The sequence below is a fragment of the Kitasatospora sp. NPDC051853 genome, assembly GCF_044452665.1.
Taxonomy (GTDB): Bacteria; Actinomycetota; Actinomycetes; order Streptomycetales; family Streptomycetaceae; genus Kitasatospora.
This window is the reverse complement of sequence record NZ_JBITBY010000001.1, coordinates 621,764-646,118: the sequence shown is the minus strand read 5'-3', so window position 1 is coordinate 646,118 and position 24,355 is coordinate 621,764. Positions and strand designations below refer to the sequence as shown.

Below are 24,355 nucleotides of genomic sequence, written 5' to 3'. Positions count from 1 at the left end.
GGGCCCCGGGGAGGGCGCAGCTGATCGGGGTAGTCGATGCTGGCTGAGTCGTGGGGCACCAGGACCGGAACCGGGGCGGCCGACGCTGCCGGGCGCTACCTTCCGGCGGCCTGGCAGTCGCCGCCGCCGCTGGACTCCGGGTGGTTGGTGGAGCAGCCGAGCCGGCTGCTGGACGCCCGGTTCGCGGTGGTCGGGTTCACCGGCCGGGAGCCGGAGCTGGCGTCGCTGCGGGCCTGGTGCGCGCAGGACGGTCCGCACGCGGTGCGCTGGCTGCACGGGCCCGGCGGCCAGGGAAAGACCCGGCTGGCCGACCAACTCGCCGAGGAGCAGCGGCAGTCGGGCTGGCAGGTGGTCTGCGCGGACGGACCGGAACCGACCGGCGGGCCGGGGCGCCCGGCCGGTTCGGCCCCGGACGAGCGGGCGGCCGGGCTGCTGGTGCTGGTCGAGCAGGCGGACCGGCGGCCGATCTCCGAGCTCGCCCGGCTGCTGGCCTCGGCGGTGCCGCCCCGGCCCGGGGTGCCGACCAGGGTGCTGCTGCTGGCCCGCCGCGACAGCCTGCGGTACGCGCTGGAGACCACCGCCGAGCAGCCGACCGTGACGGACTCCCAGGCGCTCGCCCCGCTGGGGCCGGAGGCCCGGGACGCGCTGCACCGGGCGGCGGTGGCCGCCTTCGCCGCGCAGTACGGGGTCGAACCGCCCTCGCACCGGCGGGACTTGGCACATCCGGAGTTCGGCCTCGCCCTCACCGTGCTGCTCTCCGCCCTGGACACCGTCCTGGAGTCCGCCCGGACTCCGCAGCCGCGTCCGGCACCCGCACCCGCGCCGGTGTCCGTGCCCGTGCCGGACCGGACCGCGCTCACCGTCCGCCTGCTCGACCGCGAGCAGGCGCACTGGGCGCTGCTCCACCGCAGCCCGGGGGTGGGCCGGTTCACCACCCCGCCGTGGGTGATGAGCAGGGCCGTGTTCGCCGCCGCGCTGGGCGGGCCCCGGGCCTCCGACCAGGCGGCCGAGCTGCTCGGCGCGCTCGACCTGGACCATCCCGTCTCGGCGGTGCTCGCCGACCACGCGCTCTGCTACCCGCCCTCCGAACCGGGCCGCGAGCTGGCGCCGTTGCGGCCCGCCACGCTGGCGGAGGACTTCCTCGCCCTCACCCTGCCGGGCCACGCCGTCGGGTACCCCGCGCAGCCGTGGGCCACCGGGGACGCCGCCGCACTGCTCGGCCGACGGGCGGCGGACCCTTCCGGCGGCGACACGGGCGCAGGCACGGACGGCAGCACGGACACAGGCACGGACAGCGGCCCGGACGCCGGAGCCGCCGTGCTCCACCTGGCGCTCACCGCCGCCCGCTGGCCGCACGTCCTGCCGCAGCTGCTCCACCCGCTGCTCTCCGCCGACCCAGCCCTGGCCGCCGCCGGCGGCACACCGGTCCTGCTGGCCCTGACCGAACTCCCCGGCATCGAACCGGAGTTGCTGGAGCGGGTGCTCGCCACCCTGCCCGCCGACCCACCGCCGGACCTGCGGCCGGGCCGGGCCGCGCTGCTGGTGAGGCTCTCCGGCCACCGGCTGGCGCACCGCCAGGAGCCGGCCGAGCAGGCCGCCGTGCTGTGCGAACTCTCCTCCTCACTGGCCGAGTTGGGACGGAACGAGGAGGCCGCCACGGCGGGCCGCCGCGCGGTCGAGCTGCTCACCGCGCTGGCCGTCGGGGAGCCCGCCGAGCACCGGGCCGCCCTGGGCGCGGCGCTCGGCACGCTCTCGGAGCTGCTGGAGCGGGCCGGGCACGGGGCCGAGGCGCTGGACGCCCAGGGGCGGGCCGTCGAGGTGTACGGCACGCTGGCGGCCGCCGATCCGGCCCGGCACGGGCCCGGACTGGCCGCCGCGCTGGTCGCGCACAGCGCCCGGCTGGAGCGGGCCGGGCGCTGGGGCGAGGCGCACCGGGCCGGCTGGGCCGCGGTGCACCGCTACCGCGACCTGGCGCGGCGTCACCCCGGCCACCGGGCCGGGCTGGCCGCCGCGCTGTCCGCGGCCGGCGCTCTCTCGCTGCGCGGGGTGGACGAGACGGACGAGCTGGACCCGGCCCGCGAAGCGGTGGGCCTCTGGCGGGAGTTGGCCGCCGAGGATCCGGCCGCGCACCGTCCGGCGCTGGCCGCGGCCCTGTTCCGGCTCCGCCACGACCTGGCACGGGCCGGGCGGCGGGCCGAGGCGGTGGCGGCGGCCGAGGAGGGCGTGGCGGTGCACCGCTGGCTGGCGGCCACCGATCCGGAGCGGCACACCGCGGCCTTCGCCGCCGCGCTCGGCAAGCTGCGCAACAGCCTCACCGAGGAGGGGCGCCACGCGGAGGCGGTGGCCGCCGGCGCCGAAGCGGTGGGCGTGTGGCGGCAGTTGGCGGAGCGTGCCCCGGCCGTCCACCGCCGTTCGCTGCTCGGCGCCCTGCACGGCCAGAACGACGTGCTGCGGGCCGCCGGTCTGCCGCCCGAGCCGGAGCCGAGGAGCAGCGTCCCGCACACCCCCCGCCCGGGCGCGCCCGGCCCCTCCCGGGCCGCCACCTCCCACGCCGCGCACGCCGCCGCCGGCCCCCGCGCCACCGCCCCGCCCGGGCAGACCGACCTGGCCGGACGCGCCACCGGGCCGGCCACCCCACCGGGGGGCACCCTGCGCCAGGAGTGGGCGGAGGAGGAGGCCGCCCCCTCCGAGGAGGTCCGCACCGTCCCCGAACGGCCGTCCCGGCAGCGCCTGTTCGCCGGTGCGACCGGCCTCGACGAGCCCGGTGCCCCGGCCGGCGACGCACCGGGCCACCAGCCCGCCCCGTCCCCGTCGGTCGCGGTGCACGGCTGGCGCGGCGGCCCCGCCGAACGCCGCGACCGCCCACCCGGGGACCCGGCCGCCCTCAGCGCCTTCGCCGACCGCCTGGCCCGGCAGCGGGACTGGCCCGCCCTCTGGGCGCTGGCCCGGTCCGTGCCGGTCGCCGAGGCCGCCCGGCTGGCCCGCCGCCTCCCGCTGCGCCGCTGGCAGCCCGAGCACCCGGACGAGCTGGAACTCGCCCGCAGGCTGGCCGGGTTGAGCATCCGGCGGACGGCCGACCTGGTGGCCGCCGAGGCGGCCTCGGTCCCGGTGCGGCTGCCCACCGAGTTCGACCTGTTCAGCACCGACTACCTCGCCTTCGCCCACGGCCGGCCCGCGCTGGCGGTGGCCGCGATCGACTCGGCGGCGCAGCAGGAGTCGGTGCGGGTGCTCGACCTGGAGCGCGGCAGCAGCGTGACGCTCCATCAGGGCGCCATCGGCCACTCGGCCATCGCCTGCCTCGGCCCGGAGGAGGTGGTGGCCGCCTGGCGGCCGTCGCTGCCGGGCCCGGAGGCGGCGGGCGTCTTCGAACTGGTCCGGCGCGGCCCGGACGGCGCGGCCACCGTGCTGGGCACCGGCCCGGCGATGGCCGGGGCGCGGACCGTGCCGACCCGCGACGGGCAGGTCTCGGGGCTGCGGCTGGCACCGGGGGCGCTGGTCCAGGAAGGCCGGGACGCGGCGCGGCCGGTGGACCTGCGGGCCTGGGGGCTGACCCGGGGCGACCTGCTGGCGGTGGAGCCGAGCGGCCGGCGGCTGGTGGTCTCGGACGGCGCCCGGCTGGTCGCGGTGGACTCCCGGCTGCGGGCCGCGCTGGCCACCGCGGCGGTGCCGGCCGAGCACGGCGAGGTGCTCGACCTGGCCTTCGCCGGGCCGGACGCGCTGGTCACCTCGGGGGCCCGCGGCGGGCTCGGCCGGTGGGAGCCGGACGGCACGGTGCTGCGGCTGACCCGGTGGCAGCCGGGGCCGCTGCTGCACAACCTGTTCGCCGTACCGGCCTGGGGCGTGGTCGGCGGCTACGCGCCGGGCGAGGGGCGGGTGCACTTCTTCGACCCGTACGCGCTGGAGCCGGCGCCCGTCCCGGTCCAGCTGGCCACCGACCTCCAGCTCAAGGTGGTCGCGGTCTCCCCCGACGGCCGGTACGTGGCCGCCGCGGGCCGGCCCACCGCCGAACCGTCCCGGCGCCGCCCGTCCCCGGAGTGGGTCACCCTCGTGCACGACCTGCACCACCCGGGCGCACTGCTGGAGCGCCCGCCCGCCGGCCTCTCCCCCGGTGAGAGCGCCGCGCTGGCCGCCCTGGCCGCGCGGTCCGCGGCCGCTCCGCCCCGCCGCCGGGCCGACCGGGCGTCCGAACGGGCAGGCGTGGACGAACTGTTGGGCCTCGCCCACGCCCTCGCGACGCTCGCCGCGGACCGGCCCGGCAGCCGGATGCGCTGACCTTCCGGGATAAAGGTCCGATAAGGGTTCGGCATTCAACAGGTGCACATCTCAACTCCCCCGATTGGTCATACGAACGCCAACCAGTCTGGAGAGACATAGGGGCAACACGATCTCGCGCTCCAACCCACGCCCCTGGAGAGCCTGCCATGGCCATTGCCACCGCCACCTCACCGGCCGCCAAGCTGCCCACCCCGCGCAACGGCGCCGCCCCGGCCTACTCGGTCTCCCTCGCCACCGACGCGGCGGACGTCCGGGCCGCCCAGCGGCTGCGGCACGACGTGTTCGCCAACGGCATGGGAGCCGTCCTCGACACTCCCGAGCCGGGACTGGACATCGACCCGTTCGACGAGTTCTGCGACCACCTGCTGGTGCGCGAGAACGAGACGGGCGAGGTCGTGGGCACCTACCGGCTGCTCCGCCCGGAGCAGGCCCTGAAGGCCGGACGCCTGTACTCCGAGACCGAGTTCGACCTCGCCAACCTGGCCGGGATCCGCAAGGACATGGTCGAGGTCGGCCGCTCCTGCATCGACATCCGGCACCGCGACAACGGCGCGGTGATCAACCTCATGTGGGGCGGCATCGCCCGCTACCTGGTGGACACCGGCAACACCTGGGTGGCCGGCTGCTGCTCCGTCCCGCTGGCCGACGGCGGCGCCACCGCCGCCGGGGTCTGGGACGCCATGACGGCCCGTCACCTCTCCCCCGAGGGGTACCGGGTGACCCCGCACCGCCGGTGGGACCCGACCGGCGTGCTCCGCCCCGAGCGGACCACCGTCCCGCCGCTGCTGCGCGGTTACCTCCGCCTGGGCGCCTGGGTCTGCGGCGAGCCGGCCCACGACCCGGACTTCAACACCGCCGACCTGTACGTGCTGCTCTCGCTGGAGCGGACCGACCCGCGCTACCTGCGGCACTTCCTCTCCGCCGGTGCCGCCCCGCAGGCCCCGGCCGCCGACACCACCTCGGCCTGACACCGTGTCGGTCTGGCTGCCCACCTCCCCCTGCACGCCGGAGGGCTGTCTCACCGACCAGGGCCCGACCGTGACCGCCCCGCGCCGCACCGCGCGCGGGGCGGTCGCCGCCACCGCGCTGCTGACGGGCGTGCTGGCGGCGCGGTTCGTGCCCGGCTGGGGGCGGGTGCCCGCGCTCCGGGACGCGCTGCTGCGCCGGTGGACCCGCACCGTGGTCGGCGCGCTCGGCGTACGGCTGCGCGTCACCGGCACCGCCCCGCTGCCGGGCGGCGTCCTGCTGGTGTCCAACCACGTCTCCTGGCTGGACATCGTGCTCCTCGCCACCGTCCGGCCCGGCCCGATGGTGGCCAAGACCGAGGTCGGGAGCTGGCCGCTGCTCGGGCCGCTCAGCACCCGGGGCGGCACGATCTTCGTCGACCGCGACCGGATCCGCCGGCTCCCGGACACCGTCCGGCAGATCGCGGACGCCCTGCGGGCGGGCCGGGCGGTCGGCGTCTTCCCGGAGGGCAGCACCTGGTGCGGCCGGGCCGGCGGGACCTTCCGCCGGGCCGCGTTCCAGGCCGCCCTCGACGCCGGGGTCCCGGTCCAGCCCGTGACGATCCGTTACCTCCTCGCCGACGGCACGCCGAGCACCGCACCCGCCTTCGTCGGCGACGACGAGCTGCTGCCCTCGATCCGCCGGGTGCTGGCCGCCCGCGGCCTGGTGGCCGAACTCACCTTCCACCCACCGGTCTCCGGCACCGACCGCCGGGAGCTGGCCCGGGCCGCCGAGGCCGCCGTGGGCAGCCCGCCGGCCTCCGGCCACGTCGTCGCGCCCCGGCCGGCCGCGGCGGGCACCGTCCCGGCCCAGGTGCGCCGCCGGGCCGGCAGCACCGCCGCCTGGCGCTGACCGCCCCGGCCCGCGCACGGTGCCGGGCTCACCGTCCGGAGCTCAACCGCCGTTGCCGGAACGCTGGATGAGCTCCGGCTGGTTGAGCAGGACCAGCACCCGGCGGAAGGCGTTCTGACAGGTGGCGTAGCGCTCGTAGGCCCGGTGCGAGCAGACGGACGGCACCCCGTCCGGCCCCGGCACGGCCCAGGTCCAGCCGATGCCGCCCCGCACGTGGGTGATCCTGACCACCAGGTCCGCCGAGCCCGAACAGAGTCGGTCGAAGCCCTGGAAGGCCCGGACGGCGGTCTCGTACACCGGGGCGGAGACCGCGACGATCCGCCCGTTCGGCGCCTTCAGCGACCAGCGGTACCGCCCGTTCACGTCCCGGTCGGTCTGCACCGTGGCGCGGCGGACCACCACGGCGTCCGGCTCGCAGCCCACCCGCTGCACTGACATCCGCGTCGCCTCCCCAGGGCGCCACGGACCCGTCCCGCTGCGCTCCCCAACGCTACGTGTGCATCCGGGACTTGCCGACCGCCACGACGCTCTGTTGGCCCGGAAGTTCTCCCTCGTTCACCGTCCTGCGAGCCCGCCCGGCCCGGTCAGGCCTGGAGCGAGGCGAGGGTGAGGACGGTGATGTCGGAGGGGGCACCGACCCGCACCGGCGGGCCCCAGGCGCCGGCGCCGCGGGTGACGTAGAGCTGGGTGTCGCCGTAGCGCTCCAGCCCGGCGACGGTCGGATTGGCCAGCTCCGCAAGGTAGTTGCCCGGCCAGAGCTGGCCGCCGTGGGTGTGTCCGGAGAGCTGGAGGTCCACCCCGTGGCGGACCGCGTCGTGGATGTTCACCGGCTGATGGGCCATCAGCACGGCGGCCCGCGCGGGATCGCGGTCGCCGAGCGCGCGGACGAAGTCCGGCCCCTCGCCCTGGCTCTCGCCCGCCAGGTCGTTCACCCCGGCCAGGTCGAACCAGGGCAGCTCGGTGCGGGCGTTCTCCAACGGCCGTACGCCCAGCGAGCGGACGAACTCGACCCAGGGGCGGGCACCGGAGAAGTACTCGTGGTTCCCGGTGACGAAGTACGCGCCGTCCTTGGCCCGCAGGTCGGCCAACGGCAGGGCGGCCGGGCCGAGTTCGGGCACCGTGCCGTCGACCAGGTCGCCGACGATCGCGATCAGGTCGGGCTGGACCCCGTTGATGGTGTCCACGATCCGGCGGGTGTGCGAGCGGCCGAGGATCGGCCCCAGGTGGATGTCGCTGACCACCGCGATCCGGTAGCCGTGCGCCCGCCGGGGCAGCTTGGCCAACGGCACCGTCACCTGCTTGAGGCTCGGCCCGTCCAGCACGCCGTACGCGCCCGTGCCGACCACGGCCACGGCCACCCCGGCCGCGCCGATCGCCACCGTCCGGGCCACGAACAGCCGCCGCGACGGGTCCCCGGCCTCCTCCTTCTTCTTCTCCTTCTCCACGGCGACGGGCTCCGGGGCCTCCTCGCCGCGCTCCTCCGGAGTCCACCGCGCCGCGTCGGCGGGCACCCCCGCCCGGGCCGGCAGCCGCAGCCAGACCGCCCGGACCGCCTCGCCCGCGAACAGCGCGAGCATCAGGTAGACCAGCGTCGCCAGCCACAGGTACCCGGGCCAGGCCACCCACCGCTCCGCGCTCAACGGCAGCACCCGGCCGCCCACCAGCGCCCCGAGCCCGACCAGCGGCAGGGCCACCGCCAGCACCGTCCCGGTCCGGCGCCACCGCCCCCCGGGCGCGGAGACGTCACGGACCAGCCTGCGCCAGAGGTAGTGGTGCACCAACGCGTAGAGACCGAGGACCAGCAGCACGATCGGCACGAAAATCACCGGCCCAGTATGAAAGACCGCCGCCCCCGCCCCACCGCCGGGGCCACCCCCGCCGCACGGGCGGGCGGGCCGCGCGGCACCGCGGGCCGGCCGCCCGGGGCGTGAGCGGGCGGCCACGCTCCGCCGACCCCGGGGCCGCACCGCTGTGAGGCCGCCCACACGCTCCGGGCGCTCTACTGCCCCGCGTAGGAGATAAACGCGGGGTAAGCCCCCTTATGCCGTCCCGACCCGCCGCCGCGACCCGCCCGGAGACGGGATCCGTGCTGGCCCAGGGGGTGCCGAGGGTCGGGATCCGAGGCCGGGAGCGGCCCGGGCATGGGTTTGCGGGGCCTCCGGGAGGCGCCCGGGGAGGCGTCGCATCTACTACCGGGAGTCGTTTCGGGGGTCTTTGCCTCCGTCCGGGCGGTCTGCCAAGAATGTCCGGGTCCACAAGGCAGCGCGGTCGGTCCAGCAGGCCCGGTCCCGCCCTCGCCCGCCAGCCCCGGCTCACCCCGGAGCGCCCTGGCCGCCCACGCACGGCACGCGGACGGTTCCCCCGAACCCGTCCTGCGGTACCCGCGTGCCCGGTGCGGCCACCCGACGGAAGAGGTCGTCCCCTCCATGCAGTTCCAGCTCCCCAAGAACCGCCGCAACGCCATCATCACCGGTGTCGCCACCCTGGCCGTGGCGGGCTCCGCCACCCTCGCGCTGGCGCTGCCGCAGGACACCACCGACGCCCAGGCCGCCCCGCGGGCCGCCGCCTCCGTCTCGGCCGCCGCCGCGAGCTCCGCCGCCGAGGCCCAGCGCACCGCCGAGGCCGACGCCAAGGCGCTCGCCGAGGCCTCCGCCCAGGCACAGGCCAAGGCCGACGCGGACGCCAAGGCCGCGGCCGACGCCAAGGCCGCGCAGGACGCCCAGCAGGCCCAGGCCGCCGCCGACGCGAAGGCCAAGGCGGACGCCGAGGCCAAGGCCGCCGCCGATGCCCGGGCGAAGGCCGACGCGGACGCGAAGGCCAAGGCCCAGGCCGACGCCAAGGCGAAGGCGGACGCCAAGGCCAAGGCCGACGCCGAGGCCGCCTCCCGCAGCCAGCAGCGCAGCGCGCTGGCCGCCCCGACCGGTTCGCCGAAGCAGATCGCCGCGCAGATCGTCCCGGCCGGCCAGCTCCAGTGCTTCAGCAACATCGTCGAGCACGAGAGCACCTGGAACGTCACCGCGACCAACCCCTCCTCCGGCGCCTACGGCCTGGTACAGGCCCTGCCCGGCTCCAAGATGGCCTCGGCCGGCGCCGACTGGCGCACCAACGCCGCCACCCAGATCAAGTGGGGCCTGTCCTACATGAACGAGCGCTACGGCAGCCCGTGCGCCGCCTGGAGCTTCTGGCAGTCCCACAACTGGTACTGATCCTGGTACCGGTCACCGATCAGCCGTCCGCAGGGCGGTCACCCCGACGGAGGGTGACCGCCCTGCGGCATTCCGTGCGGGCCAGGTGAAGATCCTGGGCACGTTGCTCCGGCTCTGCCCGGTGATCAGCCGCTATGCGGCTTTTCCGACCTTTGCCTGGCCGTGTACGCACACCTAGCCTCCCGGCCATGCACAACCCGCTGATCTCCGTGGTGCTCCCCGTCTACGACCGGCAGCACCAGCTGACGGACTGCCTGGACTCCCTCCTCGCGCAGACCCTGCGCGACTTCGAGGTGCTCCTCGTCGTGGACCGCTCCCCGGACTCCCCCGAGCGCGTGGCGGCCGCGTACGAGCTGCGCGACCCGCGCGTGCGGATGCTGCGGCTGAACGCGGCCGTCGGCATCGGCCGGGCCCGGAACGCGGGGGCGGCCCGCGCGGTCGGCGAGTACCTGCTCTTCCTGGACAGCGACCACCTGCTCGACCCGGACGCGCTCGGCGTGATGGCCGAGCGGCTGACCGAGACCGGGCCGGTGGACGTGCTGCTCTTCGGCCACGACCGCGAGCACCGGGGCAGGGTCTGGCCCGGCGGTTCGGCCGCCCTGCTGGCGGAGCTGGCCCGGGACGGCGGCGGGGCGGGGCAGCAGGTGTTCGGGCCGCTGGACCACCCGGAGCTGCTCGGCGCGCCGCCGCTGGCCTGGGACCGGCTGTTCCGCCGGGGGCTGGTGCCGGCCTTCCCGGACGGCACCTACGAGGAGGTCCCGGTGGTCCACCAGGCGATGATGGCGGCCCGGCGGATCGCGGTGCTGGAGCGCGAGTGCGTGCGGATCCGGCGCCGGCACACCGTGCACCCGACCGGCTCGCCGGGCAGCAGCCACTTCGACCTGTTCGAGCAGTACCAGCGCAGCTTCGAACTGCTCGACGGCAAGCCCGAGTTGGAGCCGTTCCGGGCGTCGCTGTTCACCCGGATGGTCCGGCACCTGCTGTTCGTCTTCGACCTGGCCGGCTGCGTGGACCGGGCCGAGCGCCCGCAGTTCTTCCAGCGCGCCGCCGAGGCGTACCGCACCCACCTGCCGGAGGGCTACCGCCGCCCGGGCGGGCGGGAGGGCGTGAAGTTCTCCCTGCTGGCGAACGGCGCCTACCCGGCCTTCGAGGTGGCCAAGCTGGGCCAGATCGCCCGTACCGCGGTGGCGGGCCGCCGCTGACCCGACGGCCCGCCACCCACGGGTCAGACGTGCGCGGTGCCGCCGTCCTTCGCCATCGCGGCGGCGATCACCTTGTTGTGCGCCGCCCAGAGCTCGGGGCCGACCGGCGGGAGCACCTCGTCCCAGAGCGGGAGGAAGCTGCCGCGCAGCTGGAGCATGCCCTCGGGCCGGGCCAGCAGCCACAGGTGCAGGTGGGCCGCGCCGTCGCCCCAGCGGTTCACGTGCACCCGGCCGATCCCGCCGATCTCCTTGACCGCCCGCTCGATCCGCTGGAGCAGCGGCCCGATCTCGGCCGCGCGCTCCGGCGGCAGGTCGGCCAGGTCGTGGTGGGCGCGCGGGAAGAGCAGCAGGGTGGCGGGCAGGGCGCCCGGCTCGCGCATCGCGGTCAGCCGCCAGTGCTCGTCGGTCCAGAGGAAGGACTCGTCGGGCCGCTTGCACTCGTCGCAGCTCTCCGGGCCGTCCTCGCCGTGCCGGGGCGGCTCGGGGAGCACGGGGCGCTCCAGGTGCTTGACGGTCAGCTCGCCGGCCAGCGGGAAGATCTCCCACGAGGCGGCTTCGGGCACGGGCAGGTCCTGGCCGTAGGGCAGCCCTGCGATGTAAGGGTTCTCCTCAAGATCGCTCATGCGCCCACACAGTGCCACATGACATGGCGTCACCTCCCACTGGGGTAGGGCGATTACTGGGATGATCGGCCCCATGCCGACTGCCGATCTGGCCCGTGCCCTGCGCCGAGAGCTCCGCGGCGAGGTCCGCTTCTCCACCGCCGAGCGTGCCGTCTACGGACACGACGCCTCCAACTACCGCCACCCGCCGCTGGGCGTGGTCAAGCCCGCCGACCGGGACGACGTCCGGGCCGCCGTCGCGCTCTGCCGGGAGCACGGGGTGCCGGTCGTGCCGCGCGGGGCGGGCACCAGCATCGGCGGCCAGGCGATCGGCCCGGGCGCGGTGGTGCTCGACTTCCGCCGCCACCTCGGCCGGGTGCTGGAGATCGACCCGCAGGCCCGCACCGCCACCGTCGAACCCGGCACCGTGCTGGACACCCTCCAGGCCGCCGCCCGCCCGTACGGGCTGCGTTTCGGGCCCGACCCGTCCACCCACAGCCGCTGCACCCTGGGCGGGATGATCGGCAACGACTCCTGCGGCTCGCACTCGCTCGCCTGGGGCCGCACCTCCGACAACCTGCGCGCGCTCGACCTGCTGCTGTCCGACTCCACCGAGCTGACCGTCACCGGCCCGCTCACCGCCGCCGAGCGCGCCCGGCTGCGCGAGCGCCCCGGCCGGGAGGGGGAACTCCACCGCGCGCTGCAGGACCTGACGGACCGCCACCTGGCCCTCCTGCGCCAGGGGATGCCGGCGCTGCCGCGCCGCACCTCCGGGTACCCGCTGGACGCCCTGCTGCCCGAGCGCGGCCACGACCTGGCCCGGGCGCTGACCGGCACCGAGGGCACCTGCGCGTTGCTGCTGGGCGCCACCGTCGGGCTGGTCGAGGCCCCGGCCGCCACCGCCCTGGTGGTGGCCGGCTACCCGGACGAGACGGCGGCGGCCGACGCGGTGCCCGCCCTGCTGCCGCTGCGCCCGCTGACCGCCGAGGGGATGGCGGCCGACCTGGTCGAGGCGCTGCTCGCGGCCGGGCCCCGCCCGCCCGCGCTGGACCGCCTGCCGGAGGGCGGCTGCTGGCTCTTCCTGGAGACCGGCGGCGCCACCCCCGCCGAGGCGCTGACCGCCGCCCGGGAACTGGCCGCGGCCGTCCGCCGGGAGCGCCGGGCCACCGTCGCGGTGGTCACCGACCCGGCCGAGCAGCGCCAGCTCTGGGCCGTCCGGGAGGCCGGGGCCGGGATCGTCACCCGCAGGCCGGACGGGGGCGAGGCCTGGCCCGGGTGGGAGGACTCGGCCGTCCCCGTCGAGCGTCTCGGGGACTACCTGCGCGGGCTGCGCGCCCTGCTGGCCCGGCACGGTCTGCACGGCGTCCCGTACGGGCACTTCGGCGAGGGCTGCATCCACCTGCGCCTGGACTTCCCGCTGACGGAGCCCCGGCAGCTGCCCCGGTTCCGGGAGTTCATGACCGAGGCGGCCGACCTGGTGGTGGCGCACGGCGGTTCGCTCTCCGGGGAGCACGGCGACGGCCAGGCCCGGGCCGAGCTGCTGCCCCGGATGTACCCGCCGGAGGTGATCGCCCTGTTCGGCGCCTTCAAGCGGATCTGGGACCCGGCGAACCTGTTCAACCCCGGCGCCCTGGTCGACCCGCGCCCGCTCGACGCCGACCTGCGCTTCCCCGGCCGGGACCTGCTGCCGCTGGCGCTGCCGTACGAGCGCGACGGCGGCAGCCTGCTCAGGGCGGTGCACCGCTGCGTGGGGGTGGGCAAGTGCGTGGACACCAGCACCGGCGTGATGTGCCCCAGCTACATGGCCACCGAGGAGGAGCGGCACTCCACCCGGGGCCGGGCCCGGCTGCTGGCCGAGATGCTCCGCGGCGAGCTGCTGCCGGGTGAGGCGCTGGTGACCGACGGCTGGCGCTCCGAGGAGGTCCGCGAGGCGCTGGACCTCTGCCTCGGCTGCAAGGGCTGCGCGAGCGACTGCCCGGTGCACGTGGACATGGCCACCTACCGGGCCGAGTTCCTGCACCAGCACCACCGCCGCCGGCTGCGCCCCCGCTCGCACTACGCGATGGGCTGGCTCCCGCTGACCCTGCGGGCGGCGGTGGCCCGGCGGCTGGTCAACCGCCTGTTCCGGTCCCGCGCGGCCGGCCTGCTCAAGCGCCTCGGCGGGATCGACCCGCGCCGCGAGCTCCCGCCGCTGGCCGGGCAGACCTTCGAGCGCTGGTACCGCTCCCGGCCGCGGGCCGCCGGTACCCCCGTGCTGCTCTGGCCGGACACCTTCACCAACCACCTGGACCCGGCCCCGGCCCGGGCCGCCGTCGAACTGCTGGAGCACCTCGGGTACTCCGTCCGGCTGCCCGACGGCCCGGTCTGCTGCGGACTCACCTGGTACTCCACCGGCCAACTCGGCGTCGCGCGGGCGGTGTTGCGGCGCAGCCTGCGTGCCCTGCCGCCCGGCCTGCCGATCGTCGGGCTGGACCCGAGCTGCACCGCCGCGCTCCGCGAGGAGCTGCCCCGGCTGCTCGGCCCGGCCGCCGGGGACGTCCCGGCCAGGGTGCGCACCCTGGCCGAGTTCCTCGACCTGGACGAGGTCGAGCTCCCGCGCCTGGACGGCGTGCGCGCGATCACCCAGACCCACTGCCACCAGCACGCCGTGCTGGGCACCGCCGCCGACCGCCGCCTGGACGCCCGGCTCGGGCTGCACAACGAGGTGCTCGACTCCGGCTGCTGCGGCCTGGCCGGGAACTTCGGCTTCGAGCGCGGCCACTACGAGGTCTCCACCGCCGCCGCGGAACGCGTGCTGCTCCCCGCCGTCCGGGCCGCCGCCCCGGGGACCGTGGTGCTCGCCGACGGCTTCAGCTGCCGCACCCAGATCGCCCAGCTGGCCGGCGGCCGGCGCGCCGTCCACCTGGCCGAACTACTGCTGGAGGCACTCCGTTCCGACCCCGGATGACAGCCCCCGCGACCGGGCGCATGGTGGAGCGAGGGGGTACCGTACGCCGCCACGGGAGGTGGCCCAGGATGCCGACGGACACGTCCCGGAGCCAGGTCGGCCCGATCCTCCAGCCCTCCACCCCCGCCTCCACCCGCGAGCACGTGGTGCCGGTCCTGGCGGCGGACCGCAGCCCGGTGCTGGTCGAGGTGGACCTCACCCGGGACGCCGACACCGAGGTGACCAGGACCGCCTTCCTGAACCTCTACGCCGAGCTGTTCTCCACCGAGCGGGTCCCGATCCGGATCGGCGCCAGCTACCTGCGCTGCCTGCTCAACCCCGAGGAGATCCAGGCCCTGCTGCTCCGCGACCGCGAGTCCCCGCGCCCCACCGTCTTCCGGGTCTGGCCGGACTACACGCTGGAGGCGCACATCGACCGCTCGGTCTCCACCATCAAGGCCGACGCGGTCTCCCGCTGCTACGGGGCGAGCGGCGAGGGCGTGGTCTGGGCGGTCATGGACAGCGGCATCGACGAGCACCACCCGCACTTCGCCGGCGGCACCCTGACCGGCCACGTCGCCTCCCTGCACCGGGACTTCACCGCCCTGGTGCCCGGCGACAACCCGGTCGCCGCACTGGACCAGCCGCTCACCGACCCCGAGGGCCACGGCACCCACGTGGCCGGGATCATCGCCGGCGAACTGCCCGGCGGCACCGTCCCGCTGATCACCCACCTGGAACAGCTCGGCGGCCTGCCCGTCCGCAAGACCCGGGAGCTCACCGAGGGCCGGACCTTACGCGGCATCGCCCCCCGCACCAAGCTGGTCAGCCTCAAGGTGCTGGCCCAGCGCGGGAGTTCGCTGGTGACCTCGTCCAGCGCGGTAATCGAGGCGCTCTACTACCTGCGCGAGACGGTGAACACCGGCGGCCGCATGCTGGTGGTGCACGGGGTCAACCTCAGCCTGGGCTGCCCCTGGGACGCCAGCGAGTACGCCTGCGGCCAGAGCCCGGTCTGCCGGGAGGTCAACCTGCTGGCCGCCAGCGGCGTGGTGGTCGTGGTGAGCGCCGGCAACGGCGGCTTCGGCACCCGGCTGCCCGGCGAGGGCGGCACCGACGCCCGCGGCGTGCTCGCCTCCATCACCGACCCGGGCAACGCGGACGGCGCGATCACCGTCGGCTCCACCCACCGCGACCGCCCGCACGAGTACGGGGTCACCTACAACTCCTCCAAGGGGCCGACCCTGGACGGCCGCCTCAAGCCCGACCTGCTGGCCCCGGGCGAGCGGATCACCTCCTGCGCGACCGGCTCCCTGGCCGGTGACCTCACCGCCCTGCTCCCGCCAGGGAGTCCGGGCACCGCGGTCTACGCCGAACTGAGCGGCACCTCGATGGCCGCCCCGCACGTCTCCGGCGCGGTCGCCGCCTTCCTCTCCGTCCGGTCGGAGTTCACCGGCCGCCCGCGCGAGGTCAAGGAGCTGTTCTGCGCCAACGCCACCTCGCTCGGCCGCGACCGCTACCTGGAGGGCCACGGCCTGCTCGACCTGATGCGCGTGATGTCCGCCGTCTAGACCAGAGTTGAGGAGTTGACCACGCCATGGCTGCACCGATTGCCGGACTCCCCTACTGGGAGGTGCGGTTCGACCAGGACGGAGCCCTGCTGACGGACGACGGCCTGGTGGCCGCACTGCCCGGCAGCGGGGTGCGGGAGCTGTTCGTCTTCTCCCACGGCTGGAACACCTCGGACGAGGGAGCCAGGGCGCTCTACTCCTACACCTTCGGCGAACTCGCCCGTCAGCTGGCCGCGTTCACCCCCGCCTGGCAGGGGAAGGTGGGCGTGGTCGGGGTGTACTGGCCCTCGCTGCTCTTCCCCGAGGACGCCCCCGACACCCCCTCCGTCGCCTCCACCCCGGCCGAACTCGCCACCGCGCTCGGCCCGGCCTTCGCCCCCGCCGAGCAGGAGAAGCTGGCCGCCGTCACCGCGCTGCTGGAGCAACAGCCGGAGAGCGCCGAGCAGTTGAGCCGCTGTCACCAGCTGGTCGCCGGCCTGGTCACCTCCCCCGCGCTGGCCGGCGAGGACAGCGGACAGCAGGCGGTGCTGGACAAGCCGACCGGCGAGGTGTTCAGCGCCCTGGCCGGGCTCTCCAGCGAACCGGGCGACGCCCAGGGCATCCCCAACCCCTTCAAGGTGCTCTGGCACGGCGCCCGGGAGGCGCTGCGCACCGCCAGCTACTACGAGATGAAGAACCGCGCCGGAGTGGTCGGCCGCGACGGGCTCGGCCCGCTGCTGGGCAGCTGCGCCCGGGCCACGGCCGGCGGAGGCCTGCGCGTCCACCTGATCGGCCACAGCTTCGGCGCCCGGCTGGTCTCCTTCGCCCTGCCGGGCCTCCCCGAGGGCATCGGCAGCCCGGTCGCCTCGCTGCTGCTGGTCCAGGGCGCCTTCTCGCACTTCTCCTTCGCCGCGCCGATCCCCGTCGACACCGGCCACAACGGCTTCCTGGCCCCGTACTTCGACCGGGTGGCCGGCCCGCTGCTCTCCACCTTCTCGCTCGGCGACCGGGCGGTCGGCTGGTGGTACCCGGCGGCCTCGCTGCTCAACAACGAGGACGACCAGGCCGCCTCCGACCTCACCTACCGCTGGGGCGGCATGGGCCACGACGGCTTCCAGCAGGGCGGGGCCGAGCAGTTCGACCTCCGGCCGGCCGGGCAGCCGTACCCGCTCCAGGCCGGGCACTTCTACCGGCTGCGCGGCGACGAGGTGATCAAGGAGGACCAGTCGCCGTTCTCCGGCGCCCACAGCGACATCAGGCACCCCGAGGTGGTCTGGGCCGCCCTCGCCGGAGCCACCACGGGCGTCGCGCTCGCCGCCTGACGCCCGGCGCCCGGTGCTCGGCGCACGGCACCTGGTGATCGGCGCCGGCCGCCTGACGCCGTGTCACGGGACGCCGGGCGGCCACCGAAACGTCGCTTCCGGCACCTGGCGTCCCGGCAGGCCAGGGCGCCACAATGGCCCGGTGACCATCACCACCGCCGAGGCGGACAAGATCCTGGCCGACAACTTCGCGCCCTGGGTGCAGGCCCTGGGCCTGTCGGTGACCGAGACGGGCGAGCGGCACGCGGTGCTCCGGCTGCCGTGGTCCGACCAGCTGGCCCGGGAGGGCGGCGGGCTCTCCGGGCAGGCCCTGATGGCCGCCGCCGACACCGCCAGCGTCATCGCGCTCTCCGCCGCCCTCGGCGGCTTCGGGCCGATGACCACCGCCCAGCAGTCCATCACCTTCCAGCGCGCGGTGCTCGGCGCCGACGTCCTGGTGGAGGCCCGGATCACCAAGCTCGGCCGCCGCCTGGCCTTCCTCGACATCGTCCTGACCGCCGAGGGCACCGAGACGGTGGCCGCCCACGCCACCACCGTCTACGCCTTCCCGGGCTGACGCGCGCCAGGGGCGCCGGTCCGTCCCCACGGACCGGCGCCCCTGCTCCCTCCCGTGACTCCTCGGACCGCTCAGTCCGCCTCAGCGCAGATCGCGGAGACGAACTCCGCCACCCGCTCCTGCGGCATCCCGCGCGCGATGTCGGCCTCGCTGATCATCCCAACCAGCTCGTGCTCCGGGTGGTTGATCACCGGCAGCCGGCGCACCCGGTACTGCTCCATCACCCGCAGCACCTGCTCGGTGTCCTCGTCCGCCTCCACCACCATCGGCCTGCCCTGGGCGAGTTCACCGGCCGTCACGGAGCCGGGGTCACGCCCGTCGGCCACGCACCTGAGCACGATGTCCCGGTCGGTGAGGATGCCCAGCAGCTTCCCGGCCTCCCCGCAGATCGGCAGCGCGCCGACGTCCCGCTCCTTCATGATCCGGGCCGCCTCGGCCAGGGTCTGCTCCTCCCGGACGCACTCGGCGCCGGGGTGCATGATGTCTCTCGCCATACTCATCGTCCGGCCTCCTGACCTCGGGTCCCCTCCCATCCTGAGCCGCCCTCCCTGGCCTCGCCACCGCTGCCCGGCCCCACCGCCCGGTGGCCCACCACCTCGTCCAGGTCCGGCAGTTCGAGCTGCTCCACGCCGCGCTCGACCGGCTCCGGCCGCACCGGCCCGCCGTGCCCCTCCTTCTCCTTCGCCGCCACGTCCAGGAAGCGCAGCAGCTCCACCGGGAAGGGCAGCACCAGGGTCGAGTTCTTCTCCGCCGCCACCTCCACCACGGTCTGCAGCAGCCGGAGTTGGAGCGCGGCCGGGGCCCGGCTCATGATGGTCGCCGCCTCCGAGAGCCGGGCCGAGGCCTGGTACTCCCCGTCGGCGGTGATGATCCGGGCCCGCCGCTCCCGCTCCGCCTCGGCCTGCCGGGACATCGAGCGCTTCATCGACTCCGGCAGCGCCACGTCCTTGATCTCCACCCGGTCGATCTGGATCCCCCAGCCCAACGCCGGGCTGTCCAGCATCAACGCCATGCCCTGGTTCAGCGGCTCCCGGTTGGCCAACAGGTCGTCCAGCTCGCTCTTGCCGATGATCGAGCGCAGCGAGGTCTGCGCCACCTGGGAGATGGCGAACTGGTAGTCCTGCACGTTCACCACGGCCCGGACCGGGTCGACCACGTTGAAGTAGACGACCGCGTCCACCCGCACCGTCACGTTGTCCCGGGTGATGCCCTCCTGCGCCGGGACCGGCATGGTGACGATCTGGACGTTGACCCGCTTCATCCGGTCCACCACCGGCAGGATCAGCGCCAGCCCCGGCTGCCGGATCTCCTCCCGCACCCGCCCGAACCGGAACACCACCCCGCGCTGGTACTGCTGCACCACCCGGACCCCGAGCCCGGCCACCACCACGGCCAGCAGCAGCACCGCCACCACCACGTCCAGCACGATCATGCCCGTCACCTCGGCACGGCGATCCGGCGGACCCACTGTCCACGCTACTCCGGCGCTACTCCACCGGCTCCAGCCCCGCCGAACGGGCGGCCTCGGCGAGCAGCTCGCGGAGCATCGGAACGGTCAGCCGGCCGGTGTAGGTGTTGCGGGGGCTGACGTGGTAACAGCCGATCAGCTTCAGCGGCGGGCCGCCGTCCGCGGCCGGCAGGTCGGCGACCGCGCCGTGGCCGAACCGCGGCCGGGGGCGCGGGACCTGCCAGCCCGCCCCGGCCAGGATCGGGAGGAGGGCCTGCCAGGCGAACCCGCCGAGCGCGACGACGGTCCGGACCGTGGGGCGCAGAAAGTCCAACTCCCGTGCGATCCAAGGGCGGCAGGTGTCCCGCTCCTCGGTGCTCGGCTTGTTGTCGGGCGGGGCGCAGCGGACCGGGTCGGTGATCCGGACGCCGTACAGCTCCAGGCCGTCGCCGTGCACCACCGACTCCGGGCGGTTGGCCAGCCCGAGGCCGTGCAGGGTGCGGTAGAGGACGTCCCCGGAGGGGTCGCCGGTGAAGATCCGGCCGGTGCGGTTGGCGCCGTGCGCGGCGGGGGCCAGGCCGACCAGCAGCAGCGAGGCGTCGGGCGGGCCGAAGCCCGGGACGGGGCGGGCCCAGTAGTCCCAGTCCTGGTAGGCGCGGCGCTTGACCCGGGCGGCCTCCTCCCGCCACGCGACCAGCCGCGGACAGGCCCGGCAGTGGGTGACCTCGCGGTCCAGGGTCTCCAGGTCGGACAGTAAGTGGGCCTCGGCGGGGTGCATGGCCCCGATCCTAGGCTCGATTCCCAGGCTCGATCGCACTGCCGGCTCAGCAGAACTGGCGCTCCACCGCCCGGGCCACCGCCGCCTGCCCGGCGTACAGCACGCCGTACTCGAAGGCGTGGCCCTGCGCGGCCAGCTCCCGCAGGGCCGCGCGCGCCACCACCGAGTCCTGGTGGAGGCCGAGCACGTCCTGGAGGGCCTTCATCCGGCCCGCCAGCTTGGGCACGGCGAGGGTCTCGCCGAGGTAGCGGGCCCGCTTGGCGGCCTTGCGGGCCTCGTGCAGGGCGCGGTCGCGCTCGGGGCCGGCGGCGGCCTTGCGGGCGCGCTTGAGGCGGCGGCGGACCCGGCGCCTGGCGGCGGCCACCAGCTCGGCCGGCTCCGGGAGGCCGTCGCCGTCCAGCGGACGGACCGTCAGGTCGCCGAGGTCGCCGAGCAGGGCCCGGTAGCGCGGGCTGTCCAGGGCGGCCAGGGCGGCGGCCCGGCCGAGCTCGCTGCGGTGGCGGGTCCAGGCGGCGAGTTCGGCGGCGATCTCCTCGGGGGCGAGTTCGGCGGGCAGGGCCCGGGCCTCCTCGGCCAGGGCCGCGCCGAGCACCTCGGTGTCCCGGGCGCCGCCCAGCGCCCCGCCGAGCCAGCGCAGCTCGGCGGCGAGCCCGTGTCCGGGGCCGCCGTACTCGCGCAGGGCGCTGCGCAGTCGCCGGGCGGCGACCCGCATCCGGTGCACGGCGTCGGGCACGTCGGCCCGCACCAGCGGTTCCAGCCCGGACAGCACCACCACCTGCTGGGCCACCCGCACCGCCAACAGCTCCACCGTGGACTCCGCCGCCACTTGCCCTCACCTCTCTCCGGACCGACCCCTCCAGGTTTCGCCACCCCCGGGCGCGGCGCACCCCGGGTCGCCCGACGGGGCGGACGGGCCGTCAGGGGACGGGCCCGGCGAGGGCCGCACGCGCCGGGACTCACGCCGCTCATCGCGGCCCGCGACCGTCACGGCGAGGGCGGCCAACGGCGGACGGGCCGTCAGCAGGCCGAGCGGAGCGGACCGGCTCGCGCACGCCCCGGCTCGTACGCCGCCCATCGCGGCCGCCCCGCCCCCCCCGGTGGGACGCGCTCCGCCCCGCCCCGGCCGGAGCCGGCTCGCGGCAGCGGCCCCGCGAGCTGCGGAAGGCGGCCCGACAGTCCGTCAGGTACCCGCCGCAGGGCGGCCGTCGCGTGGGACGGGGGCTCGTGCCGGTGCGCGGCGGCGTGACATACTCCCCACGATGAGTGGCGACCGAGCGGTGAAGGCGGTGCGGGCAGCGGTGTTCACCGCGCTCGCCGTTCCGCTGTCCGCGCTCGGCCAGGTGCTGGTGACCGGCCGTCCGCTGCCGCTCTCGCTCGTCCTGGTGGCCACCCTGGCGGTGTTCCTGGTCGCGCTCGCGGCCTGCGGGGCGCGGCAGCGCAAGCTGCTGCACCTGGTGGCCGTGATGGTGCCGGTCGAGCTGCTGCTGAACGCGGCCTTCAACCTCGGGCAGGACGCCTGTGCCGCCCCGGCGCGCAGCGTGGACCTGCTGGTCTGCGGCGGCGGTTCGCTGAACGGTCCGCTGTTCACCGAGTCCCCGGGCTCCGCGGCGGCCAGTGCGCAGGCACTGGTGCTGCTGGTGCACCTGGGGCTGGCGCTGGCCGCCGCCTGCTGGCTGCGGCTGGGCGAGGCGGCGCTGACCGGCCTGGCCGAGGCGCTGCGGATGCTGGCGGGGCTGCTGCCCCCGCCGCTGCGGGCGCTGCTGCTCGCTCCCCTGCCGCTCCCCGCGCGGGCGCTCACGCCCCCGCTGCACGCGGACGTCCTGCTCCCCCGGCGTGAAGGCGTGGTCCTCACCCCGGCGCCCCGGCGCGGGCCCCCGGCGCGCGAGTTCGCCCTCGCCCGCTGACGGAGCGCGTCACCCGCACCCCTGCTGGTCCGACCCCCTCCGGCGGCTCACCCCACCGACGGCACGGCCGTGTCCCGGCCTGCCCGCGCCCCAGGAGTTGACGGACCGTCATGAGCACCCCGAAGAACAGCAAGAAGACCGGCGCCGCCCGCGAGCGCCTCGCCGAGGCCCGCGAGGCGGAGGCCCGCCGGGCCGCCGTCCGCCGCCGCCTCACCACGGCCGGCGCCGTGGTCGCCGTGCTCGCCCTGGCCGGCGTCACGGTCGCGGTGGTGAACTCGACCCGCACCACCGCCGAGCCGGTCACCACCGCGACCGCACTGGTGGTCCCGGCCAACGCCACCGGCCCGGACTCCACCGTGGTCACCTACGGCAGGGCCGACGCCCCGCACACCCTCAAGGTCTACGAGGACTTCCGCTGCCCGGTCTGCGAGAAGCTGGAGACCAGCGCCGGGAAGGCCATCCAGCAGCTGGCCGACGAGGGCACCTACAAGATCGAGTTCCACCTCGCCGCGTTCCTCGACGTCAACCTCGGCGGCAAGGGCTCCAAGACCGCGCTGGCCGCCGCCGGGGCCGCGCTCAACGAGGGCCCGGACAAGTTCAAGGCCTTCCACGACGTGCTCTACGCCAACCAGCCGGACGAGCGCAAGGACGGCTTCGGCGACGTCAACACCATCCTCGACCTGGCCGGGAAGGTGCCCGGCCTGAAGACCGACGCCTTCGTCAAGGCCGTCCGGGAGGGCACCTACCTGCCCTGGGCCGCCAAGGTGGCCAAGGCCTTCGACGCCAGCGGCGTGCGCGGCACCCCCACCGTCCTGCTCGACGACAAGCCGCTGAACGTCTTCCCGAACAACCAGCTCATCACCGGCGACGCCTTCACCGCGCTGGTCCGCCAGAGCGTGGGCACACCGTGACCGCCCCCTCCGCTCCCCCCGTCCCCTCCACGGACCGACGGCTGGCCTGGCTGCTCACCGTCTGCGGCGCCCTCGGCCTGGCCGCCTCGGGCGTCCTGACGGTCGACAAGCTGCGGCTGCTCCAGGACCCGGGCTACGTCCCCAGCTGCAACATCAACCCCGTCATCAGCTGCGGCTCGGTCATGCGCACCGACCAGGCCAGCGCCTTCGGCATCCCCAACTCGCTGTTCGGCCTGGCCGCCTTCGCGGTCGTGCTGGCCACCGGCGCGGGCCTGTTCGCGGGCGCCGGCTACCGCCGCTGGTACTGGACCGGCCTCCAGCTCGGCAGCCTGGCCGGGGTCGGCGCCGTGCTCTGGCTGGCCGACCAGGCGCTGTACGAGATCGGCGCGCTCTGCCCGTACTGCCTGGTGGTCTGGGCGGTGGTGGCACCGCTCGCCTGGTACCTCTCACTGCACAACTCGGCGTGGCTGCGCCGGATGGTGGGGCGCTACCACTGGACGGTGCCGCTGCTCTGGTACAGCGTCCTGGCGATGCTGATCCTGGACCGCTTCTGGTCCTACTGGCGCACCCTGCTGCCCTGACCCCACGTCAAGGCCAGGACAGCCGCTACCCGGGCGGCAAGGGGTGGTCTCCTTGGTGGGGCCGGATCAGCGGGCGTCGTTGGGGTGCGTGCATCGGCGCCGCCGAGGAGGGAGTCCATGCGGAGCATCGGCGACCGACGAGAAGGTGGCGAGGTGCGTGCCCCGGCGGCGCCCGCCCGACCCCACCAAGGAGACCACCCCTAGTCACTCGCCCGGGTAGCGCACGCCGATCCGCTCGCGGACGGCGTCCAGGGTGCGCATCACCGCGAGCGTCGAGTCCAGCGGCACGTACGGGGACTCGGTGAGCCCGGCCCGCAGGCAGCGGACCACCTCGGCGGCCTCCGGGCCGTAGCCGTGCCCTTGGCCGTGGCCTTGACCGGTCGGCGGAGCCGAGCGGTACGGCTCCGGGTCACGGCCCTCGCGGTGCAGGGTGAAGCCGGTGGGGTGGAAGAAGTCCCGCTCCAGCTCGATCCACCCCTCGGTGCCGTGGACGGCGGCGCGCTGGCCGCTCTGGGCGACCAGGGAGCAGTGCAGCAGCGCGGTGGCGCCGCCCGCGTGGCCGAGCAGGACGGCGGTGTTGGCATCCACACCGCGGTCGGTGAGCGAGGCCCAGGCCTGCACCGACTCCGGTTCGCCGAGCAGGAGTTGGGCGAAGGAGACCGGGTAGACGCCGAGGTCCAGCAGGGCGCCGCCGCCGAGCGCCGGGTCCCAGAGCCGGTGCTCCGGCTCGGTCGGGCCGGCGAAGGCGAACTCGGCCTGGACGGACCGGACTTCACCGATCGCGCCGTCCGCGACCAGCTCGGTGAGGCGGCGCACGGTGGGGTTGAGGTAGGTCCACATCGCCTCCATCAGGAAGAGCTCACGCTTGCGCGCGGTGGCGATCAGCTCGGCGCCCTGGCCACTGTTCAGCGTGAACGGCTTCTCGCAGAGCACCGCCTTCCCCGCCTCCAGCAGGAGGGCGGCCGCCTCGTGGTGCGCGGAGTGCGGGGTGGCCACGTACACCACGTCCACCTCGGGATCGGCCGCCAGCTCGCCCCAACTCCCGTACGCCCGGGGGATTCCGTACCGCCCGGCGAACTCCCGCGCGGCGGCCTCGGTGCGCGAGGCGACCGCGTGCACCACCGCCCCCTCCACCGCCGCCAGGTCCTCGGTGAAGGCGGCGGCGATCCCGCCGGTGGCCAGGATGCCCCAGCGGATCGGGCGGTCGGTGATCGGCTGCACGGACTCTCCTCTGAACGGAT

General features: G+C 75.8%; 20 protein-coding genes. 12 read left to right on the top strand and 8 right to left on the bottom strand.

The features are described 5' to 3' along the window. Nucleotides 1-36 precede the first annotated feature (36 nt). The 3 genes from ACIA8O_RS02795 (at nucleotide 37) to ACIA8O_RS02785 (ending at nucleotide 6,132) form a co-directional block, all read left to right on the top strand. Entirely contained in the window at nucleotides 37-4,272 is a 4,236-nt protein-coding gene (locus ACIA8O_RS02795; protein WP_396291699.1) for a hypothetical protein, read from the top strand. Between the two features lie 149 nt (nucleotides 4,273-4,421). Further along, complete coding sequence (locus ACIA8O_RS02790) at nucleotides 4,422-5,243, top strand: GNAT family N-acetyltransferase (protein ID WP_396291698.1); 822 nt, start codon at nucleotides 4,422-4,424, stop codon at nucleotides 5,241-5,243. Between the two features lie 4 nt (nucleotides 5,244-5,247). Next, nucleotides 5,248-6,132 (top strand): lysophospholipid acyltransferase family protein, encoded by an 885-nt coding sequence (locus tag ACIA8O_RS02785; protein ID WP_396291697.1) that lies wholly within the window; start codon nucleotides 5,248-5,250, stop codon nucleotides 6,130-6,132. Nucleotides 6,133-6,174: 42 nt separating this feature from the next. Here the strand turns inward: ACIA8O_RS02785 and ACIA8O_RS02780 are convergent, their stop codons facing one another. Then, nucleotides 6,175-6,570 carry a DUF1508 domain-containing protein gene (locus tag ACIA8O_RS02780; protein ID WP_396291696.1) on the bottom strand — a complete coding sequence of 132 codons (396 nt, stop codon included), beginning with the start codon at nucleotides 6,568-6,570 and terminating at the stop codon, nucleotides 6,175-6,177. A 146-nt stretch (nucleotides 6,571-6,716) separates the two neighbouring features. Then, a complete protein-coding gene (locus ACIA8O_RS02775; protein ID WP_396291695.1) occupies nucleotides 6,717-7,958 on the bottom strand; it encodes a metallophosphoesterase in 1,242 nt (413 codons plus the stop codon). A 600-nt stretch (nucleotides 7,959-8,558) separates the two neighbouring features. Between ACIA8O_RS02775 and ACIA8O_RS02770 the strand changes: the two genes are divergently transcribed. Together ACIA8O_RS02770 and ACIA8O_RS02765 are read left to right on the top strand one after the other, a co-directional pair. Further along, the gene (locus ACIA8O_RS02770) at nucleotides 8,559-9,338 is read left to right on the top strand and encodes a lytic transglycosylase domain-containing protein (protein ID WP_396291694.1); all 780 of its coding nucleotides are present in this window, start codon (nucleotides 8,559-8,561) and stop codon (nucleotides 9,336-9,338) included. 188 nt (nucleotides 9,339-9,526) lie between these two features. Continuing rightward, entirely contained in the window at nucleotides 9,527-10,540 is a 1,014-nt protein-coding gene (locus tag ACIA8O_RS02765; protein ID WP_396291693.1) for a glycosyltransferase family 2 protein, read from the top strand. Nucleotides 10,541-10,563: 23 nt separating this feature from the next. Here the strand turns inward: ACIA8O_RS02765 and ACIA8O_RS02760 are convergent, their stop codons facing one another. Then, nucleotides 10,564-11,163, bottom strand: coding sequence for an HIT family protein (locus tag ACIA8O_RS02760; RefSeq protein WP_396291692.1), 600 nt, complete (start codon nucleotides 11,161-11,163; stop codon nucleotides 10,564-10,566). 73 nt (nucleotides 11,164-11,236) lie between these two features. Between ACIA8O_RS02760 and ACIA8O_RS02755 the strand changes: the two genes are divergently transcribed. The 4 genes from ACIA8O_RS02755 to ACIA8O_RS02740 all read left to right on the top strand — a co-directional run bounded on the left by ACIA8O_RS02755 (nucleotide 11,237) and on the right by ACIA8O_RS02740 (nucleotide 17,493). Then, nucleotides 11,237-14,089, top strand: a complete 2,853-nt coding sequence (locus ACIA8O_RS02755; RefSeq protein ID WP_396291691.1) for an FAD-binding and (Fe-S)-binding domain-containing protein — start codon at nucleotides 11,237-11,239, stop codon at nucleotides 14,087-14,089. A 68-nt stretch (nucleotides 14,090-14,157) separates the two neighbouring features. Further along, complete coding sequence (locus ACIA8O_RS02750) at nucleotides 14,158-15,636, top strand: S8 family serine peptidase (protein WP_396291690.1); 1,479 nt, start codon at nucleotides 14,158-14,160, stop codon at nucleotides 15,634-15,636. A 26-nt stretch (nucleotides 15,637-15,662) separates the two neighbouring features. After that, the gene (locus tag ACIA8O_RS02745) at nucleotides 15,663-16,937 is read left to right on the top strand and encodes a serine-threonine protein kinase (RefSeq protein WP_396291689.1); all 1,275 of its coding nucleotides are present in this window, start codon (nucleotides 15,663-15,665) and stop codon (nucleotides 16,935-16,937) included. 142 nt (nucleotides 16,938-17,079) lie between these two features. After that, nucleotides 17,080-17,493: a PaaI family thioesterase gene (locus ACIA8O_RS02740; RefSeq protein ID WP_396291688.1), complete on the top strand. Its 414-nt coding sequence runs from the start codon at nucleotides 17,080-17,082 to the stop codon at nucleotides 17,491-17,493. A gap of 71 nt (nucleotides 17,494-17,564) precedes the next feature. Here ACIA8O_RS02740 and ACIA8O_RS02735 read toward each other — a convergent pair whose 3' ends face one another. The 4 genes from ACIA8O_RS02735 to ACIA8O_RS02720 are packed head-to-tail and all read right to left on the bottom strand — an operon-like array spanning nucleotide 17,565 to nucleotide 20,544. Continuing rightward, nucleotides 17,565-17,993, bottom strand: a complete 429-nt coding sequence (locus ACIA8O_RS02735; protein WP_396291687.1) for a CBS domain-containing protein — start codon at nucleotides 17,991-17,993, stop codon at nucleotides 17,565-17,567. Next, on the bottom strand, nucleotides 17,990-18,925 hold the full coding sequence (locus ACIA8O_RS02730) for a slipin family protein (protein WP_396291686.1): 936 nt from the start codon (nucleotides 18,923-18,925) through the stop codon (nucleotides 17,990-17,992). The genes ACIA8O_RS02735 and ACIA8O_RS02730 overlap by 4 nt, the downstream gene beginning before the upstream one ends. Nucleotides 18,926-18,980: 55 nt before the next feature. After that, entirely contained in the window at nucleotides 18,981-19,718 is a 738-nt protein-coding gene (locus tag ACIA8O_RS02725; RefSeq protein ID WP_396291685.1) for a uracil-DNA glycosylase, read from the bottom strand. A 46-nt stretch (nucleotides 19,719-19,764) separates the two neighbouring features. Then, nucleotides 19,765-20,544 carry a CHAD domain-containing protein gene (locus tag ACIA8O_RS02720; RefSeq protein ID WP_396291684.1) on the bottom strand — a complete coding sequence of 260 codons (780 nt, stop codon included), beginning with the start codon at nucleotides 20,542-20,544 and terminating at the stop codon, nucleotides 19,765-19,767. A 433-nt stretch (nucleotides 20,545-20,977) separates the two neighbouring features. On the opposite strand from ACIA8O_RS02720, the gene ACIA8O_RS02715 reads away from it, so the two are divergent. The 3 genes from ACIA8O_RS02715 to ACIA8O_RS02705 all read left to right on the top strand — a co-directional run bounded on the left by ACIA8O_RS02715 (nucleotide 20,978) and on the right by ACIA8O_RS02705 (nucleotide 23,114). After that, entirely contained in the window at nucleotides 20,978-21,622 is a 645-nt protein-coding gene (locus tag ACIA8O_RS02715) for a hypothetical protein (RefSeq protein ID WP_396291683.1), read from the top strand. 110 nt (nucleotides 21,623-21,732) lie between these two features. After that, complete coding sequence (locus tag ACIA8O_RS02710; RefSeq protein WP_396291682.1) at nucleotides 21,733-22,533, top strand: DsbA family protein; 801 nt, start codon at nucleotides 21,733-21,735, stop codon at nucleotides 22,531-22,533. Further along, the gene (locus tag ACIA8O_RS02705; protein ID WP_396291681.1) at nucleotides 22,530-23,114 is read left to right on the top strand and encodes a vitamin K epoxide reductase family protein; all 585 of its coding nucleotides are present in this window, start codon (nucleotides 22,530-22,532) and stop codon (nucleotides 23,112-23,114) included. Before ACIA8O_RS02710 ends, ACIA8O_RS02705 begins: the two co-directional genes overlap by 4 nt. 204 nt (nucleotides 23,115-23,318) lie before the next feature. Here the strand turns inward: ACIA8O_RS02705 and ACIA8O_RS02700 are convergent, their stop codons facing one another. Next, the gene (locus tag ACIA8O_RS02700; RefSeq protein WP_396291680.1) at nucleotides 23,319-24,335 is read right to left on the bottom strand and encodes a Gfo/Idh/MocA family protein; all 1,017 of its coding nucleotides are present in this window, start codon (nucleotides 24,333-24,335) and stop codon (nucleotides 23,319-23,321) included. Nucleotides 24,336-24,355: the final 20 nt, after the last annotated feature.

Coding starts and splice junctions, on each gene's coding strand:
- ACIA8O_RS02790 (WP_396291698.1), top strand. CDS start 4,422: ATGGCCATTGCCACCGCCACCTCACCGGCCGCCAAGCTGCCCACCCCG.
- ACIA8O_RS02780 (WP_396291696.1), bottom strand. CDS start 6,570: ATGTCAGTGCAGCGGGTGGGCTGCGAGCCGGACGCCGTGGTGGTCCGC.
- ACIA8O_RS02725 (WP_396291685.1), bottom strand. CDS start 19,718: ATGCACCCCGCCGAGGCCCACTTACTGTCCGACCTGGAGACCCTGGAC.
- ACIA8O_RS02795 (WP_396291699.1), top strand. CDS start 37: ATGCTGGCTGAGTCGTGGGGCACCAGGACCGGAACCGGGGCGGCCGAC.
- ACIA8O_RS02765 (WP_396291693.1), top strand. CDS start 9,527: ATGCACAACCCGCTGATCTCCGTGGTGCTCCCCGTCTACGACCGGCAG.
- ACIA8O_RS02735 (WP_396291687.1), bottom strand. CDS start 17,993: ATGAGTATGGCGAGAGACATCATGCACCCCGGCGCCGAGTGCGTCCGG.
- ACIA8O_RS02745 (WP_396291689.1), top strand. CDS start 15,663: ATGGCTGCACCGATTGCCGGACTCCCCTACTGGGAGGTGCGGTTCGAC.
- ACIA8O_RS02755 (WP_396291691.1), top strand. CDS start 11,237: ATGCCGACTGCCGATCTGGCCCGTGCCCTGCGCCGAGAGCTCCGCGGC.
- ACIA8O_RS02760 (WP_396291692.1), bottom strand. CDS start 11,163: ATGAGCGATCTTGAGGAGAACCCTTACATCGCAGGGCTGCCCTACGGC.
- ACIA8O_RS02730 (WP_396291686.1), bottom strand. CDS start 18,925: ATGATCGTGCTGGACGTGGTGGTGGCGGTGCTGCTGCTGGCCGTGGTG.
- ACIA8O_RS02750 (WP_396291690.1), top strand. CDS start 14,158: ATGCCGACGGACACGTCCCGGAGCCAGGTCGGCCCGATCCTCCAGCCC.
- ACIA8O_RS02715 (WP_396291683.1), top strand. CDS start 20,978: ATGAGTGGCGACCGAGCGGTGAAGGCGGTGCGGGCAGCGGTGTTCACC.
- ACIA8O_RS02710 (WP_396291682.1), top strand. CDS start 21,733: ATGAGCACCCCGAAGAACAGCAAGAAGACCGGCGCCGCCCGCGAGCGC.
- ACIA8O_RS02770 (WP_396291694.1), top strand. CDS start 8,559: ATGCAGTTCCAGCTCCCCAAGAACCGCCGCAACGCCATCATCACCGGT.